The 17292-nt window shown below is 48.7% G+C and carries 15 protein-coding genes; 6 read left to right on the plus strand and 9 right to left on the minus strand.

The window, feature by feature from the left end:
* Positions 1-147: 147 nt before the first annotated feature.
* The 5 genes from ACY2VT_RS04655 to ACY2VT_RS04675 all read right to left on the minus strand — a co-directional run bounded on the left by ACY2VT_RS04655 (position 148) and on the right by ACY2VT_RS04675 (position 6498).
* A complete protein-coding gene (locus ACY2VT_RS04655; RefSeq protein ID WP_461879074.1) occupies positions 148-1029 on the minus strand; it encodes a LysR family transcriptional regulator in 882 nt (293 codons plus the stop codon).
* Positions 1016-1909 (minus strand): LysR family transcriptional regulator, encoded by an 894-nt coding sequence (locus ACY2VT_RS04660; RefSeq protein WP_461879075.1) that lies wholly within the window; start codon positions 1907-1909, stop codon positions 1016-1018. Before ACY2VT_RS04660 ends, ACY2VT_RS04655 begins: the two co-directional genes overlap by 14 nt.
* A 102-nt stretch (positions 1910-2011) precedes the next feature.
* Positions 2012-3193, minus strand: a complete 1182-nt coding sequence (locus tag ACY2VT_RS04665) for an isocitrate/isopropylmalate family dehydrogenase (protein ID WP_461879076.1) — start codon at positions 3191-3193, stop codon at positions 2012-2014.
* 19 nt (positions 3194-3212) lie between these two features.
* On the minus strand, positions 3213-5162 hold the full coding sequence (locus ACY2VT_RS04670) for an aconitate hydratase (RefSeq protein WP_461879077.1): 1950 nt from the start codon (positions 5160-5162) through the stop codon (positions 3213-3215).
* A 94-nt stretch (positions 5163-5256) separates the two neighbouring features.
* A complete protein-coding gene (locus ACY2VT_RS04675) occupies positions 5257-6498 on the minus strand; it encodes an NAD(P)-dependent oxidoreductase (RefSeq protein ID WP_461879078.1) in 1242 nt (413 codons plus the stop codon).
* Positions 6499-6636: 138 nt separating this feature from the next.
* Here ACY2VT_RS04675 and citG point away from each other — a divergent pair, with 138 nt between their 5' ends.
* The 3 genes from citG to ACY2VT_RS04690 are packed head-to-tail and all read left to right on the plus strand — an operon-like array spanning position 6637 to position 10076.
* A complete protein-coding gene (gene citG, locus ACY2VT_RS04680) occupies positions 6637-8115 on the plus strand; it encodes a triphosphoribosyl-dephospho-CoA synthase CitG (protein ID WP_461879079.1) in 1479 nt (492 codons plus the stop codon).
* Positions 8116-8142: 27 nt separating this feature from the next.
* Positions 8143-9189 carry a [citrate (pro-3S)-lyase] ligase gene (citC, locus tag ACY2VT_RS04685; protein WP_461879080.1) on the plus strand — a complete coding sequence of 349 codons (1047 nt, stop codon included), beginning with the start codon at positions 8143-8145 and terminating at the stop codon, positions 9187-9189.
* 11 nt (positions 9190-9200) lie between these two features.
* Positions 9201-10076: a YitT family protein gene (locus ACY2VT_RS04690; protein ID WP_461879081.1), complete on the plus strand. Its 876-nt coding sequence runs from the start codon at positions 9201-9203 to the stop codon at positions 10074-10076.
* Positions 10077-10155: 79 nt separating this feature from the next.
* Here ACY2VT_RS04690 and ACY2VT_RS04695 read toward each other — a convergent pair whose 3' ends face one another.
* Together ACY2VT_RS04695 and ACY2VT_RS04700 are read right to left on the minus strand one after the other, a co-directional pair.
* Positions 10156-10743 (minus strand): 50S ribosomal protein L25, encoded by a 588-nt coding sequence (locus tag ACY2VT_RS04695; protein ID WP_461877720.1) that lies wholly within the window; start codon positions 10741-10743, stop codon positions 10156-10158.
* A gap of 237 nt (positions 10744-10980) precedes the next feature.
* Positions 10981-11982, minus strand: a complete 1002-nt coding sequence (locus ACY2VT_RS04700; protein ID WP_461879094.1) for a DnaJ C-terminal domain-containing protein — start codon at positions 11980-11982, stop codon at positions 10981-10983.
* A gap of 216 nt (positions 11983-12198) precedes the next feature.
* On the opposite strand from ACY2VT_RS04700, the gene ACY2VT_RS04705 reads away from it, so the two are divergent.
* The 3 genes from ACY2VT_RS04705 (at position 12199) to ACY2VT_RS04715 (ending at position 15480) form a co-directional block, all read left to right on the plus strand.
* Entirely contained in the window at positions 12199-13401 is a 1203-nt protein-coding gene (locus tag ACY2VT_RS04705; RefSeq protein ID WP_461879082.1) for an iron-containing alcohol dehydrogenase, read from the plus strand.
* Positions 13402-13485: 84 nt separating this feature from the next.
* Positions 13486-13965 carry a DUF6465 family protein gene (locus ACY2VT_RS04710; RefSeq protein ID WP_461879083.1) on the plus strand — a complete coding sequence of 160 codons (480 nt, stop codon included), beginning with the start codon at positions 13486-13488 and terminating at the stop codon, positions 13963-13965.
* 129 nt (positions 13966-14094) lie between these two features.
* Positions 14095-15480 carry an MATE family efflux transporter gene (locus ACY2VT_RS04715; protein WP_461879084.1) on the plus strand — a complete coding sequence of 462 codons (1386 nt, stop codon included), beginning with the start codon at positions 14095-14097 and terminating at the stop codon, positions 15478-15480.
* A gap of 82 nt (positions 15481-15562) precedes the next feature.
* Here the strand turns inward: ACY2VT_RS04715 and ACY2VT_RS04720 are convergent, their stop codons facing one another.
* Complete coding sequence (locus ACY2VT_RS04720) at positions 15563-16336, minus strand: histidinol-phosphatase (RefSeq protein ID WP_055217914.1); 774 nt, start codon at positions 16334-16336, stop codon at positions 15563-15565.
* Positions 16337-16363: 27 nt separating this feature from the next.
* Positions 16364-17221 carry a transporter substrate-binding domain-containing protein gene (locus ACY2VT_RS04725; RefSeq protein ID WP_461879085.1) on the minus strand — a complete coding sequence of 286 codons (858 nt, stop codon included), beginning with the start codon at positions 17219-17221 and terminating at the stop codon, positions 16364-16366.
* Positions 17222-17292: the final 71 nt, after the last annotated feature.

Here is a 17292-nt window from a genome sequence, read left to right on the forward strand (position 1 = left end):
TTGCACGTTCGCTGTTACTGCTTTCTGTTAAGAAAATCATATAAGATCCGCATGTCAAACGGAAATTCACAAAAAGACTATGCCGGGTATTCCACATCGGAATACCCGGCATAGCAGGAAGCCTTTTTTCTTGTTACATTTTTTCTCTCAGTTTTGTTCTGTTACCTGATTGACCTGATAATACTGTTCTACAAAGCTGACGAATTCCATGATGGCAGGGCTTAAAAAGCACCGGTCTGACATCATCATCCACACTTTTCTGCTCACAATATCACCATGGCGGTCATACACCGGAAGCTTCTGCAGCTTCTCTTCGTTGATCTTCCATTTGGAGCCGAACACAAAAGTAACACCGATTCCGCTCTCTACCATCTCGATGGCAATGTCGGCATGCGTTACCGTATACGTATCCCTTGGAATCTCCCCGAAATGGCTCTGCCACCACTGATTGACCATCAGCTTTACCAGCGGATTGTAATACGATTCGATCAGTGTATATTTCTCGATGTCTTCGAACCGTACCCCTTTTTGTGTCACCATATACATTTCTTCATCCAGCAGACAGACTTTCTCCCCGATATAAGGATAGTCACCGCAGATGATTCCAATATCAATGCTTCCGCTGGTGAGTTGCTGAATGATGTTGTCACTCGTATTCGATACCGTCCGGATCTGAAGGTGATTATACTGCTCCAGATACTGCATCAGCATCTGCGGCATATGAATCCGGGCAAAAGAATTTGGGACACCGATTTTCAGGATATCTTTTTTGACGGTTCCGTTAAAGTGCTGTTCGATCTCCTTCAGAAAATCAATCATGATATTTGCCTTTTTTACCAGGTAAATTCCATCCTCTGTAAATTCCACGCCCTGGCTGCTGCGCCTTACGACTTCAATATTCCACTCTTCTTCGATGGCACGGACCCGCTTGGTCAGTGCGGACTGCGTCATATACAATGCTTCTGCCGCCTTGGTCATGCTCTTCTTTTCATATAAAACAACCAGAATTTTCCAGTCAATTTCCTTCATGTTTTTCTTTGTTCTTTTCTGAAATCTCTTTTTCTACATAGGTTACAAATTCTTCCAGATGCGGGGAGAGGCGTTTGTTTTTCGAATACAGAAACCAGGTGTTTCTCGTCACCGGTCTGCCGTCCAGCGTTTCCAGCGGTGTCAGGCAGAGATGATGCTCATTTTCGAAATGGGCCGGCAGAAAACAGATCGTATAGCCCACGCCTCTTGCGATCAGCTGCCACGCCACGTCAACGTATCCTACCACCATGCCGGACGGAAATTCGTTTTCAAATCGTTCCTCCCACCATGCATGGAGCAGTTCCATTGTGCGGTCATTCGTCTTGTAGCCCAGATACTGCATCGACGGCAGTTCTTCGAAAGTAACCGGCTCTTTTGTCACAAGATACGCGGCATCTTTTCCGATCAGCCGCCGGTTCACAACGCCCTCATAATCTCCGCGGATAAAGCCCACATCAATGGATTCATCCAGCATCTTGCGGAACAGCACGTTGCTCTGTTCGTTTATGATGCTGAAATTGATATTCGGATGGTCCCTGCGGTAAGCAAGAAGAAGATCCGAAAGGGAATATTTACTGAAGGTATAGGAAGATCCGATCACAATCTCTCCTTTCGATTTTTCCTTCATCCCTTTCAGTTCTTCTCTTGTCTTTTTCAGGAATTTCAGATATTCCTCCGCTTTTTCTGCCAGAAAGTCTCCTTCCCTCGTAAACTCCAGTCCTTTGGGGGTGCGGTTTACAATCTGTATCTGAAATTCCTCTTCCATATGCTGAATCCTTTTTGTCAGAGATGGCTGCGTCATATACAGCAGATTTGCCACCTTTGTCATATTTGGATTTTTATGCAGTTCATATAAAATTTCCCAGTCCGAATCCTTCATCTTTCGATCTCCTTTTGAAATCACGCATTTTCTCCTGTCATTTTACCACAAAACAGGCACCGGGTCAAAAAATGTCTGATTTTCAGCGAGATCTTTTTTTATTTATGCATTTTTCAGGTTTCGGATGGTATCCAGAAGATAATCGGTAAATTCAGCCGCACTTGCATCCTCCGGGAATGTCGTCACGACGAGTTTTTTCTCGGTTACGGTGCAGATTTCCAGTGCCTCATCCAGAAGACGGCTGCGGTCTCCATAACCGATATGCACCAGCATCTGTCCGATGGCACGGATCAGACTGCATGGGTTGGCATACGCGCCTCTGTTGTGGGAAATCAGATACGGTGCGGTGCCGTGGATCGCCTCAAACAGGGCATACCGGTTTCCGATATTGGAGGAGCAGGCATTTCCAAGGCCGCCTGCGTGCTCTGCCGCAACATCGGTCACGATATCGCCGTAGAGGTTCGGAAGCACAACGACTTCAATTCCCTGGTTAAAGCTTTCATCGAGCATCTTCGCACACATAGCATCCACCAGGCGCTCCTGAATTTCGATTTCCGGATACTCTTCTCCGACTTTACGGACTGCCTTGATAAAATTACCGTCTGCCAGTTTTACGATATTGGCTTTCGTCACAATCGTCACATTTTTCTTTCCGTTCTTTCTGGCAAACTCGAACGCTGCTCTTGCGATGCGTTCGCTTCCCTGTTTCGTCTGAACCTTAAAGTCTACGGCAAGATCCTCATCTACCTGAATGCCTTTGTCGCCCCAGATATACTCGCCCTCGATGTTTTCCCTAAAGAACGTCCAGTCAATGTTTTTGTCCGGAATCTTAATCGGCCGTACCGCCGCGAAAAGTTCCAGCTCTCTTCGAAGCAGACTGTTGGCGCTGACCAGGTTCGGCAGGCCTTCTCCGGCTCTCGGCGTTACCATCGGGCCTTTCACCAGCACATCACATGCTTTGATTTCCGGAATGATATCCGACGGCAGGCTTTCCATCTTTGCCACACGGTTTTCAATCGTCATGCCCTCGATCGTTCTTACCTCGATTTTTCCGCTTTTGATTTCATCACCGGCAAGCTCATTTAAAACGCGGAGTGCCTGCTCCATCAGAATCGGTCCTACGCCGTCGCCCGGCAGAATGCCAACGATGATTTTTTCTTTCTTCTTGAAATCGGTCAGCTCCTGTGACTCCTTCATCCGTTCAATTCGTTTCGATTCCTGCTCAATCAGGGCCCCAAATTTTTCCTGCGCCTGTTTCACATGTTCCTGTGTGATTCCGCTCATAGATGTTACCTCCGTTTTCCTAGTTTTCTAACTGTTTCTTTAAATAGCGGAGCTGTCCGCCGCTTAATACTACATCGATTTCATTGTCGGTCAGATCGAGATTAACCTCAAACACCGTCTCTTTCGTTACGTTTTTCACCTGTACTTTTCTGGTCGGGATCTGATCGAGAAGCTGTGTGATTTCCAGCTCATCTCCCTGGTCGATCTTGTCATAATCTGCCGGATCTGCAAACAGCATCGGAATGATTCCATGGTTGACCAGATTTCCTTTGTGAATGCGGGCAATACTCTTGGCAATGACGCATTTCACGCCAAGATACATCGGATTGATGGCCGCATGCTCTCTCGAGGAGCCCTGTCCGTAATTCTCGCCGCCCACGATAATGCTTTTGCCGAGCTCTTTTGCTCTTGCCGCAAAATCCGGTGCATATCTGTGGTAGCAGTACTGCGACATCAGCGGGATATTGGAGCGCATGCTGGAAAATTCTGCGCTGGCCGGTGTGATATCGTCGGTGGAAATATTGTCTCCGCCTTTCAGGCTGACCGGCACTTTCAGATACTGCTCCGGCACATCCGGTACCGGGAGAAATTTGATATTTGGTCCGCGGACGATTTCGACTTCCTTTGCTTCTTCCTCCGGAAGCGGCGGGATAATCATATTGTCGTTGATATCGTATTCGTCCGGCTCTTTGATTTCGGCCAGTTTTGCCACATCGCTGCTAAGGATATCTTCTGCGGTTGCAAAGGTTCCCATGATGGCTGTTGCTGCTGCACTCTCCGGGCTGACCAGATAGATTTTGGCATTCGGGTTGCCGGCTCTTCCCTTGAAGTTACGATTGGAGGTACGCACGGCCACACCCTCCGTCGCCGGGGTCTGTCCGATCGCACAGCACGGTCCGCAGGCAATTTCCAGGAAGCGCACACCGGCATCGATCATCATATCAACATAACCGTCGCGGAGCAGTGCTTTATACGTCTGTCTGGAATTGACGGCACATGTACAGCTCACATTATCGTTGACTTTTCTTCCCTGGAAGACCAGTGCGGCTTTTGCCACATCTGCATAACTTGTATTCGTACAGCTTCCGATGAAGACCTGCTGCACCGGAAGTTTTTCCACTTCCCGCATCGGTTTTACATTATCCGGCTGATGCGGACATGCCACCAGCGGCTCCAGTTCACTTAAGTTGATCTGGATCTCTTCGTCATACTCGGCATCTTTGTCCGGAAGAAGTTCGACGTATGCATCCTCTCTTCCCTGCGCTTTCATGAATTTATGTACCTGCTCATCCGCCGGGAAAATTGAAGTGGTAGCTCCCATCTCCGCACCCATATTGGTGATGGTCGCACGCTCCGGCACTTCCAGTGTTGCCGCACCCGGTCCCACGTACTCGTATACATTTCCAAGACCGCCTTTGATCGTAACCTTCCGCAGCATTTCGAGAATGACTTCTTTGGCATTCACACCCGGCTGCAGTTTTCCGGTCAGATTGACTTTAATCACACGCGGCATCTTCAGTCGCATCGGAACACCTGTCATCGCCGTTGCAACATCCATTCCGCCTACACCGATGCAGAGCATGCCGATCGAGCCGCCGTGCGGGGTGTGGCTGTCGCCTCCCATACTGATTTTCCCAGGCGCTCCAAATCGTGCCACATGAACGGTATGACAGATTCCATTTCCCGGTCTGGATACGTAGACGCCGAATTTTTTTGCCGCAGATGTCAGATAAATATGGTCGTCCGGTGTTTTGTGGTCGACATAGAGCAGATTGTGATCCAGATAGCTGACGCTGCATTCCGTGCGGACACGATCAAGGCCGATGGCTTCAAAGGCAAGATACGTCATAACTGCATTAATGTCATGGGTCAGTGTCTGATCCACTTTGATAAAAACTTCTTCCCCCGGAACCAGGCTTCCGGATACATAGTGTGATTCAATAATTTTTCTGGTTAATGATTTTCCCAAGATGTTTCCTCCTTTTTGCTTCTTTCCGATTCTTGTTGCTGTCTTTAGTATAGCGGATACTTCTTTCGAAATGAAATTGTATAAAGTCATGTGCTTATTCCGAAATGGAATCCCCTTTTTCTTTGCTTTCCATATAGCGGCTCATGCCCTCCGCCGCAATTTTGGCACCCGCTACCGCATGAACCACAGTTTTGGAACCATGGACGACATCACCGGCTGCAAACACGCCTTCTTTTGTTGTCATTCCATTTTCATCCACAAGGAGAAGTCCCTGCTCGGAAGCCTCGAGTCCTACAGTTGTACGAACCAGCTTTCTTCGCGGCCCCTGGCTGATGGAAATGATCGTCGAATCTGCCTCGACCTGCTCTTCTTCCTCTTCGAAGCCAATGATTTTGTTGTTTTCATCGAGAATCGAATTGACAAAAACAGGACCCTTCTCTGTGATCCGCCGGATCTCTTTTCCAAATACGAACTCCGCCCCGTCAAGCTGTGCATACGCCACTTCATTGGAGCTTGCCGCAATTCTCGTTCCTCTCGCGTATAAGGTCACCTGGCGGGCACCGTTTCGAAGCGCCGTTCTTGCCACGTCCATCGCTGCATTTCCCATGCCGATGATGGCTACCTTTTCTCCGAGATGGTACGCTTTCGGGCTTGCCAGATAATCAATTCCAAAATGAACATTTCCCAGACACTCTCCTTCAATCCCGAGATTTCTGGCCTTCCATACACCGGTTCCCACAAAAATGGCGGCGTATCCGTCCCGGAGCAGATCATCAATCTTCAGGACAGCTCCTATCGTCGTATTCGGCCTGATCTGGATGCCAAGCTGCCGCATCTGTTTTTCATACCGTTCCAGAATCTGCTTGGACAGCCGGAATTCCGGTATTCCATACTGCGTGATGCCGCCGATTTTGTCCTTCCACTCAAAAACCGTCACCGGATATCCTTTTTTCGCCAGGGTAATGGCCACCGTCATGCCTGCCGGGCCGGCTCCGATCACAGCCGCTTTCTGTGTCTTTTTTTCTGCTGCCTTCACCTGCATCCGGTCCAGATACGTATCTGAGAGATACGTTTCAATGCTGGAAAAATGAACCGGCGTTCCTTTTCTGCCCAGCACGCAGTTTCCCGCACACTGTTTTTCGTGATTACAGACAATCGAACAGATCACGGACATCGGATTGTTTTCAAACAGTATTTCTCCGGCTTCCAGTACCTTGTTTTCCTTGAACAGCTGGATGACCTTCGGGATCGGCGTATGAACCGGACATCCCTGCTGGCACATCGGTTTTTTACAATTTAAGCATCTGTTTGCTTCGTCAATAATATGCAGTCCCATATTTTTTTCTCCCTTCCGCCTGCTTTTTCTTGCTCTCATCATAGCCCGAAACAGAATTCTTTGGAAAATTCTGTTTTTCTATATACGGATTCCGAAAGGGAATTGCCCGATCTCTTCCCATTTTCCTTCTTTTCCGGTATGATTGCAGTAGACAAAATCCCATACGGCATGGTATGTTTGAAGAAGGAGGAATTCAATATGACCTATCCGGCATCCGAAAAAAAATCTGGAAAAGAAGTTACTTTAGCCCAAATGCTGGAGGCAAGAGAACGGCGTGCGTTTCACCAGAAAGAGCTCCTTTCCAAGTTCCGCAGACCTCTCCTTAGTTTCACCATGAATATTGCAGGACCGGTCAAGAACTCAGAGCTGATCCGCAGAGGCTTTGCGAAAGGTTTGTCTGATCTCCGGCAGCAGCTCACACGCCAGAAAGCCGGGATTCTTTTTGAGGAAGTTTTTTCGGATATCACGGGAAATGAAGCCTTTCTCGTTGTCGATATCGACGGAAAAGAATTAAAGGAACTCTCCTGCGAGCTGGAGGATCAGAATGACCTAGGACGGCTTTACGATATGGATGTGCTGGTACCCTCTTCGGATGTGCCTTTTTTTTCAAGAAAGCTGGACCGCACCGAGATTGGAAAACCGCACCGCGTCTGTCTGATCTGCGGTGCTCCGGCAAAAGAGTGTGCTTCCCGCCGTCTTCACAGCGTGGAAGAACTGCAGGCAAAAACAGAATCCATTCTGAAAAATGCTCTGCTGGAACAGGATGCAGTCCTTATCGCCGGTCTTGCCGTGCGTTCTCTTCTCTATGAAGTGAGTGTCACGCCAAAGCCCGGCCTTGTCGACCGTGCCAACAACGGAAGCCACAGAGATATGAATTTTTATTCGTTTCTGAACAGCGCCTCTGCCCTATGGCCCTACTTTCACGAATGTGTACGGCTCGGACAGGAATACACCGGCTGTGCGCCGGAACTTCTTCCCGACCTTTTTACCCGGCTGCGTCTTCCAGGTAAACTGGCGGAAAACGAGATGCTGTACGCCACGGGCGGTGTCAATACCCACAAAGGAGCGATTTTCAGCATGGGCATTCTCTGCGCCGCACTCGGTGCTGCCCTGCCTTCCCAGCGGAAACAGCCGGAAGAGATTTTAAAGCTCTGCTCGCTTCTGACAAACGGCATTACAACGTATGATTACGCCGGTCTCACAAAAGAGAACGCCAGAACTGCCGGGCAGCGGTTTTACGTCATGTATGGAATTACGGGAATCCGCGGGGAAATGGAAAACGGACTCCCTGTTGTTTCCCGGTACGGTCTTCCGCTTCTCGAGCAGCTGCTTTCTGAGGGAAAAAGCGAAGATGAGGCAGGTGCTGCCGTTCTGCTCACGATTATGGCGCATATGACAGACACCAATCTGATCGCCAGAAGTAATCTGAAAACGCAAAAGACCGTTTCCGCTCAGGTGCAGAACGTAATCGAAGCAGATAACTGCCCGGGAACCGCCCTGCTCGATGAAATGAATGAACAGTTTATGGAACAAAATCTGTCTCCCGGCGGAAGTGCGGATCTGCTTGCCGTATGCTGGATGCTTCACTTTGTTAAAGAGGAGCCTCTGCTTCACTGATGCTGCTGCTTTTGAAAGGAACTTTTTATGTGTGACACCTGCACCATTTCCCATATTTCCCCTGCAGATACGCGCCGTCTCGCCGAGATTGATGCACTGCTTCTGCAGGAGGGGATTCAAAGAGACAAAAATCTCGATGTGATCTGCGCTGTTTTTAACGAGCAGAACCGGATCATCGCCACCGGAAGCTGTTTTTTTAATACACTGCGCTGCTTTGCCGTTTCGAAAGAGTACAAAGGAGAAGGATTTTTCGCAAAGCTTCTGTCTCATCTGATTGAACTTCAGTTCCAGAAAGGGTATACCCATCTGTTTCTCTACACGAAACCGGAAACTGCGCCGCTGTTTGCCAGCCTCGGATTTTCTGAAATTGCCCGTGTGCCGGATACGCTTGCTTTCATGGAAAACAGACGCAGCGGATTTTCCGATTATCTGAAAAAACTTATGGAAACCAAAACGGACGGAAAGCAAAGCGCTATTGTGATGAACGCAAACCCGTTCACGCTGGGACACCAGTATCTGATCGAAACCGCAGCTTCTCGGTGTGATACACTGCATCTTTTTCTGATCAGCGAAGATGTCTCCCTTGTTCCGTTTTCCATCCGCAAACGGCTGGTCAAAGAAGGATGCGCCCATCTTTCGAATGTCGTTCTTCATGGCAGCGGTCCCTACATCATCAGCAATGCGACGTTTCCAAGCTATTTTCTGAAAGAAGAAACAGCGGTGATCCGCGGCCATGCACTGCTGGATCTTGCTGTCTTTGAAAAAATTGCTTCTGCTCTGCAGATTACCGAGCGGTATGTCGGCGAGGAACCCTTCAGCCTGGTAACCGGGCTTTACAACGAGATCATGGCAAACGAACTGCCAAAAGCAGGCATTGCCTGTCATATCATTCCGCGCAGAAAAACAGACGGCCGCACCATCAGTGCTTCTGCCGTCCGTTCCTGTTTAAAAAACGGCGATTTTGCTCTTCTTCGAACCCTGGTTCCGAATTCTGTTTACCGGTATTTTACATCCCCGGAAGCAGAACCCGTACTTTGGAAGATTCAGCACGCCGAATCTGTTATTCACTATTAAGGAGTATACAAATGGACACAAAAACTCAGGCATCGCAGCCTGCATTACAAACGTTAAAAGAATATGCTGTCATTACCGCAGCTGTTCTGATCATGGACATTGGAATTTATGTTTTTAAATTCCCCAACAATTTTTCTTTCGGCGGTGTATCCGGTATGGCCGTTGTCATCTGCCGGTTTCTTCCGTTCACTGCCTCACAGATCAACCTTTTTATCAACCTGCTGCTTCTGCTGGTTGGTTTTGCTGTGCTGGGTCGGAACTTCGGCGTCAAGACAGCCTACGTGACCGTGCTTTCCTCGGTTCTTCTGAACATTTTTGAAAAGCTGTTTCCGATGGCACATCCGCTTACCGATGAGATCATGCTGGAGCTCTGCTTTGCCATTATTCTTCCGGCACTGGCGGCAGCACTGCTGTTTTTTGAGAATGCCTCCGGCGGCGGCACGGACATCATCGCCATGATTATCAAAAAATACTCTACGATGAATATCTCCACTGCCCTGCTGGTGACCGACCTCATTGTTGTCATCCTTGCATTCCTGATTTTCGATACCTTAACCGGACTTTGTTCGGTTCTCGGTCTGATGGCGAAAACACTGCTGATTGACAAAACGATTGAGCGGATGAAGCTGAATAAATTTTTTACGATTATCTCCAACAATCCGCAGCCGATCTGCGATTTCATCACAAAGGATCTCAATCACAGCGCAACCCTTTACGACGCCGTCGGCGCTTACTCCTACCAGCAGCGGACGGTCATTCTCACGGTTGTGGATGTCAAGCAGGCCGTCTATCTTCAGCGTTTTATTCATGATACCGAGCCGACCGCGTTTATTGCAATTACAAAGAGCAGTGAAATTATCGGAAAAGGCTTCATGAGTTATATCTGATCGATTTAAACCATATTTTTCACAAAAAAATCCGAAGGTTTTTGACACCTTCGGATTTCTTTGTATATGTTTATTCTGTTTATTTCTCTTCTGCTTCTTCGGTATCTTCTGCCGGCGCTTCCGCATTGTGGGAAGCCATCAGGCTTACGACGATGGATTCCGGATTGGTCTTTATGGTAATATCCGGGTCAGCGGCCAGGGACAGATCTTTGACACGGATAACATCACCGATCTTCATTTCTCCGACATCGACCATTACCTGATCGACCAGGGATGCCGGATATGCCATGTAGGCAACCTCGTTCAGATCCTCCTGCAGAACGCCTTCTGCGATCTTTTCATGGTTTACAAGGACAATTTCCGCAACGGAATGAACTTTCTCGTTGCTGACCAGTGCCTGGAACTCGATCGAATCAATCTGTCCGGCTACCGGGTTATAATCAACATTTTTGATCAGAACATCGTATGCGGTTCCGTCGACATCCAGCATAATCTGGCTGCCTTTGTGGTCTGTCTTCAGCAGTTTCTCGACATCTCTTTTTACCATCTTAACTGGAATGGATTCTTTCATCTCTCTGCCGAATACATTGCCGACAACGTATCCTTCTCTTCTGAGTCTTTTTGCTTTTACATCCAAACTTCTCTTTTCAGCTTTTAAAGTATTCATTTACCTTTTCCTCCAAAAATCTGATTCTTAGCAGGCTTCTTATCTTGTGAAGGGTGTTAAGTTTGCTTTGCCTTGTGGCTATGAATAAGTTTCTTGGAACAGGATGTTTGGGAACATGCAAGGAAGCTTTTGTTTCTTGTTGATTCCCTTTCTTTGTTCTAGCTGTAATATAATACTGCAAACAGGATTTGTCAACCCATCTTTTTTGATTTCACAATTTCTTCACATTTGCAGTTTTCAGCACGCCTCTTTATACTCCATCAGCTTCTGACGCGCTGTGCGGTTCAGACTGCGCGGTACGGCAATCTCAATCGTTGCATAATGGTCGCCGTGTACGTTCGCATCTTTCATGGATACCATACCTTTGCCTCGTAGACGGATCTTGCTGCCGGACTGGGTTCCCTCTTTGATCTTGCAGACAACATCTCCGTACAGCGTCGAGACACGCGCTTCACCGCCAAAGACTGCCGTTGTGTATGGAATCTGAATCGTCGTATAGATATCCATTCCACGCCGTTCAAAGCCTTTCTTTTCTTCTACATTGACCCTTAACAGCAGATCGCCGCGACGTCCGTTTGATCCTGCATGGCCTTTGCCGCGCAGGCGGATGCTTTTTCCACTCTCGATACCGGCCGGGATTTTAACCAGCAGCGTATTGGTCGTTCCGTCCGGATTCCGCAGGGTAATCTGTTTTTCACAGCCCGATGCCGCTTCCTCCAGGCGGATCGAAACCTCAGCGTGCAGATCCAGATCCTCAGCTGTACCACGACCGGAAAATGCATCCTCAAACGGATGTCGGCTGTTCCCGGACCGTGTATACCGCTCGCTTCCGAATCCGCGGCTTTTACCATGAAACATCTGATCAAAGAAATCGCCGAACATGTCATCTGCGTTTCCTTCAAAATGAAATTCGTGATAGCCACCGTTGTTTCCACTTCCGCCGAACGGGTTTCCATATGCACTGCCGTACGGATTTCCGCCGCCCTGCTGGCTGTACGCGCCGGCTCCCTGGTCGAACGCCGCGAATCCGAACTGATCGTATATTTTCTTCTTTTCCGGATCGCTTAAGACAGAATACGCTTCTGTCACTTCCTTAAATTTCTTTTCCGCATCCGGGTTTCCCGCATTCGTATCGGGATGATATTTTTTCGCCAGTTTCCGGTATGCACGCTTGATTTCTTTTTCATCTGCATTCCGGCTGACGCCTAATACTTCATAATAATCTCTCTTTGTTTCCATCATCAGGCACCTCCAGTCAAGCCTTTTCCTGATTTCCCAGGTGAACAATTCCTGGCTCTTTTTATCTGTTCTATTCGTACTATAACACGCATTTTTCGCACTGTCAATTCTTTTCACGGAAGATTCAAAATTCCTATACGAATTGAAAAAACTGCCGTGCACTGTTACAATAAGAGATATCCAATTCTCACGATTTTTTATGGAGGTACTTGATTGATGCATTCCATTTTCTGGTTCCGCATCCGGCAGTGGGTGTTGAGCCACGTTCTTCATCTGACAGAGCATAAGAAACAGACACTCCTTGCAGCACCGGATGCCGTTCTGCAGCTCCCCGCGTTATTCCGGAAACGCCGGATCTCCCGGATTCTCCTGGTGACTACCCCAGGCTTTATCCGCCGCGGAACACTGACGTCTCTGCTGGATGGCTGTAAAAAAGAAAACATTTCCGTCACCATTTTCTCCGAAATCGCCCCGGATCCGCAGATCGAGAGCGTGGAACAGGGTTTCCGTCTTTATCAGCAGATTCAGGCGCAGGCTATCCTCGCCATCGGCGGCGGATCCGTTCTCGATGCAGCAAAGCTGATCGGTGCCCGCGTCTGCTGTCCGAAAAAGACGGTTCCTGCGATGCGGGGCCTCCTGAAAGTCCGTCGGAAACTTCCACAGCTGTTTGCCGTGCCGACGACAGCCGGAACCGGTTCAGAGGCAACGGCGGCAGCTGTCATCACAGACTGTATCGACGGGAAACCATACAAATACGCCGTCAATGACCTCTGTCTGATCCCGGATACGGCAGTTCTCGATCCGCAGCTTACGATCAGCCTCCCGTCCTCTATGACCGCAGATACCGGTATGGATGCCCTGACCCATGCCATGGAAGCTTTTCTTAACCTCTTCGCTTCCCGCAGCGTGCAGAACGCATCCATTGAGGCTGTCTGTGAAATCTTCCATGCCCTGCCCGAAGTCTGGCGAGACGGCACCCATCTTGCCGCACGGCAGGAAATGCTTCATGCATCGTATCTGGCCGGTTTCGCTTTTACCAACAACTTTGTCGGCTACGTCCATGCCATTGCCCACGCCGTCGGCGCACTGTACCACATTCCGCACGGAAGAGCCAACGCGGTTCTGCTGCCTGCTGTTCTGCGCGAATACGGTTCCTGCATTACGCCTAAACTTGCCGTTCTCGCCGATGCGCTTTCTCTCGGCGGAGATACCGTTTCTGAAAAGGCTGAGCGGATGATTGCAGCTATCGAGGCTATGCGCGATTCGTTTGACATTCCATCCACTCTGCCGCACCTTTCGCCGAATGATTACACAGAAATAGCACGCCGTGCTTTAAAAGAAGCAAATCCCACCTACCCTGTTCCGCAGATCTGGGATTCTGAAAAAATCTTTTCTGTGCTCCGCCGTGTACAATCCTAAAGCCGCTGTTTTCTCGAATTAAATTTGACAGAACGCAAAAAACATGGTAATTTATTAGAGATATCGCATAGAGGAGTGAATAAAATGAATAAAAGAACCATGAAAAAAATGGCCAAAGCGAAACAGCAGGCTGCAGAAGCTGCAAAAACAGCGGAAACCGTTGTAAAGACAGCGGCACCGGCAAAAGAAGTAAAACCAACGACTGAAAAAACCTTACATACAGAAGCAGCCGAAGGAAAAGCAGAAGCTGCAAAAGAGCCGAAAAAAGCAATCAAAAAAGAAACCGTTAAAAAAACAGTAAAAAAGGAGACCACGGAAACCATGGCAGAAGCAACCAAAACCCCACGCAAAATGACAAAAGTATCTGATACCGTTCTTGAGATCTTCGAGACAAAAGTATCCATGAAAGACCTCGAAGCAGTCATCAAAAAAGAAGTAAAAGCAAACGGATTAAAAGGCGAGATCAAAATCTACCTGAACGCAGAGCAGAGAGCCGCTTACTACACCGTAGACGGACAGGGATCTGACGATTTCAAAGTAGATCTGACCACTCTTGCTGAATAATTTTTCTGTCAGCTGATCTATCAGAACAGACCAAAAGCGGCATGTCCGAAACAAAGTCTTCCGGATTTTGTTTCGGGCATGTTTTTTGCTGTCTGTTCCCAAAACTAAAAAACGACAAGGTATTTTTCTATGAAAACTGTAAACCATCTCGGAACCGACCCGATCGGAAAGCTGGTTCCCCGTATTGCTTTTCCGAGCATGCTGGCACAGTTCGTGAGTGTTCTGTACAGCATTGTAGACCGTATGTACATCGGCCATATTGTCTCTGTCGGTGATCTGGCGCTCGCGGGTGTCGGCGTCTGCGGTCCCATTCTCACCATGATCGGCGCGTTCTCCTCCCTCATCGGGGTCGGCGGCGCACCGCTGCTCGGCATCCGGCTCGGAGAGAAAAATAAAAAAGAAGCATCCCGCATCCTGGCCAATGCGTTTCTGATGCTTGTTTCCCTGTCCCTCGTTCTGACAGCCGCGGCGCTTTTTTTAACCCGCCCGATGCTGATGGCATTCGGAGCCAGCACCGTTACGTATCCTTACGCCAGAGCCTATTTTATGATCTACGTTTCCGGCTCTTTGTTTGCACTTTTATCGACCGGCCTGAACCAGTTTGTGATCTGCCAGGGCTTTGCCAGTGAGGGAATGAAATCTGTTCTGCTAGGTGCCGTCCTGAATCTGCTGCTGGACCCTGTGTTTATCTTCGTTCTGCATCTCGGCGTGCGCGGCGCGGCAATTGCAACCGTGCTCTCCCAGATCGCAAGCTGTCTGTATGTGCTGCATATTCTGTTCGGAAAGACGATTCCGATCCGCATCACCTTCGGCGGGTATTCATTTGCGATCATGAAACGCATTCTGACAGTCGGTTTTACTCCGTTTCTAATCATTGCCATCGACAATGTGATGATCATTGCGATGAACGCCGTCCTGCAGCGATATGCACCCGCCGGACAGGGAGACAGCTTCATCACCTGTGCAACGATCGTTCAGAGCTTTATGCTGATTATTACGATGCCGCTCGGCGGAATCAGCGGCGGAACGCAGTCAATCCTCGCATACAATTATGGAGCTGGAAATTCCAGGCGTATTCTCGAGGCACAGAAAACCATCATCGCACTCTGTGCCGGATTTACGACCTTGATGTTCCTCGTCTCCAATGCCGCCGGAACGCTGTTTGCGCAGCTTTTTACTTTCGATCCGCAGATCGTCTCGATGGTGGTCCGCGCGATCCATATTTCGACACTCTCAGTCATTCCGCTCGGCATTCAGTACGAGATTGTAGACGGCTTTACTGCAATGGGCTGCGTGCGCTATTCGTTTGCACTCTCCTTCTTCCGGAAATTCGTCTACTTTACCGCTCTGTTTCTTCTGCCGCGGTTCTTTGCACTGGAAAACATCTTCTACGTGGAACCTATTTCCGACCTGATCGGGCCGGTTGTCTCAATGATCGTTTACTGGACTTCGATTCAGAAGATTCTGAAACAGCGGGAAGAGGCGGTACGGCTGATGCACACAAAAAAAGCATAAAAAATCTCATATCAAAAAAGCTGTTCTTTTCCGCGGAGTTTTCAAAACTCTCACCAGAAAAGAACAGCTTTTTCTGCTTCTGTTAAAATGTCTTCGGCATCGGAACGGTTTCCTGTACTTTCAGACCGTATTTTGCTGCCAACTGCAGTGCCTTCTGTTCCGTCTCCGGATTCCAGACGGCTTTCGGCGTATGGGCATCACAGCCGAAAACGGCGGTGTTTCCTTCTTCGCCGGCGATCTTCCAGAACTTCTCGTTCGGATACCATCTTTCTTCCATCAGACCAAGGAAATTGATCTCCAGCGGAATGTTTCTCTTTTTCACCTCACGGCAGAGTCTCCGGTATTCCCGGTCGAACACTGCTTCGTCGCCGTTGAATAAAAAGAGATCCGGGTGTGCCAGATACAGGTATTTTCCGGTATCGATGCCTGCCAGGCACTGGTCCACATACTGTTTCAGGTAGCTTCCGTCTGTTGTTCCATGGCCGCTGTAGAGAATCTTTTCGATCTCATTTCCCAGGCTATGCTGGCCAAGCACAAAGTACTCAAACGGATAGTCCGACAAAAAATCAATCAGCTGATCCCAGAATCTCGGGAAATACTCTGTTTCGAGTCCGAGATGGATTTCAATATCCTTGTCATACTCTTTTTTCAATGCCAGCACGGTGTCTACATAGCCTTCCACCTGATCGAGCCGCATCCGCATGCCGGAATCGTAGCCGTCCGGGAACGGATAAGGCGAATGGTCGGAAAAACCGAGAATTTTAAGGCCGCCCTCAATCGCGCGCTCCACATACTCCCGCTCCGTTCCGTCCGCATGGCGGCACCGCCATGTATGGGTATGGTAATTTGCAATCATGATCTGTAACCTTCTTTATTTTGTATCTTATTCTGCTGCTTCTTTGGAGATATCCGTTCCAAAATATTTTTCCGAAAGCTCTGTCAGAGTTCCGTCTTCTGCGAGCTCGCCAAGTGCTTTGTTGACTGCTTCGAGCAGTGTCTTGGTCTCATCACCTTTTTTCATCGGAATGCCGACTTTGGTGGATTCCGGATCGAGGCATGCAATTTTGATCTCTGCATCCGGGTGTGCTTTCATATAATCGTAATACGTTACCTCTGCGTTCAGAGTTGCATCGATACGGCCGCTTAAGAGAAGCTCGAAAGTCTGCTCCAGATCGTCAACACCGGTAACAGTTGCGCCGTATTTCTCGGCAACTTCTGCATACGTACTGGAAATGGTGTTTGCAGTGCTCTTTCCGTCGAGATCCTCCATGGACTGGATTTCATCGTTAGCAGAGTTTACGATAACAGCGGTGCGGTTGTATGCATACGGATCGGAAAAGCTGTATTTCTCAGCGCGCTCCTCCGTAATATCTACGCCGTTTACCATGATATCATACCGGCCGGAATCGATTCCTGCAAGAAGGCCGTCCCACTCACCCTCTACAAAGGTTGCTTTCACGCCGAGTTTTTCTGCGATCTGCTGTGCCACTTCTACGTCGTATCCAACCAGGTTGTCGTCCTCATCGTGATATGTCCACGGTGCCCAGGTTCCTTCCATTGCTACAACGATCTCACCCTTGCTCTGGATCTGCTCTAAAAGATCCCCAGACGCACTTGCGGAAGATGCTGCTGCAGAGGAAGAATCACTGCTGTTATCTGCTGTGCCGTTTCCGCATCCGGTCAGTAAAAAGGATGATGTCAGGATACCTGCCAGAAATACTGCTGCCATTTTCTTTTTCATAATATTCGCCACTCCTTTTTTGTTTTGTTCTGGAAGAAGCTGCCTTTGCTTCTTCTGTTTTCTTTATTGCA

The sequence above is a fragment of the Fusicatenibacter sp. genome (assembly GCF_050872605.1).
Lineage (GTDB): Bacteria > Bacillota > Clostridia > Lachnospirales > Lachnospiraceae > Fusicatenibacter.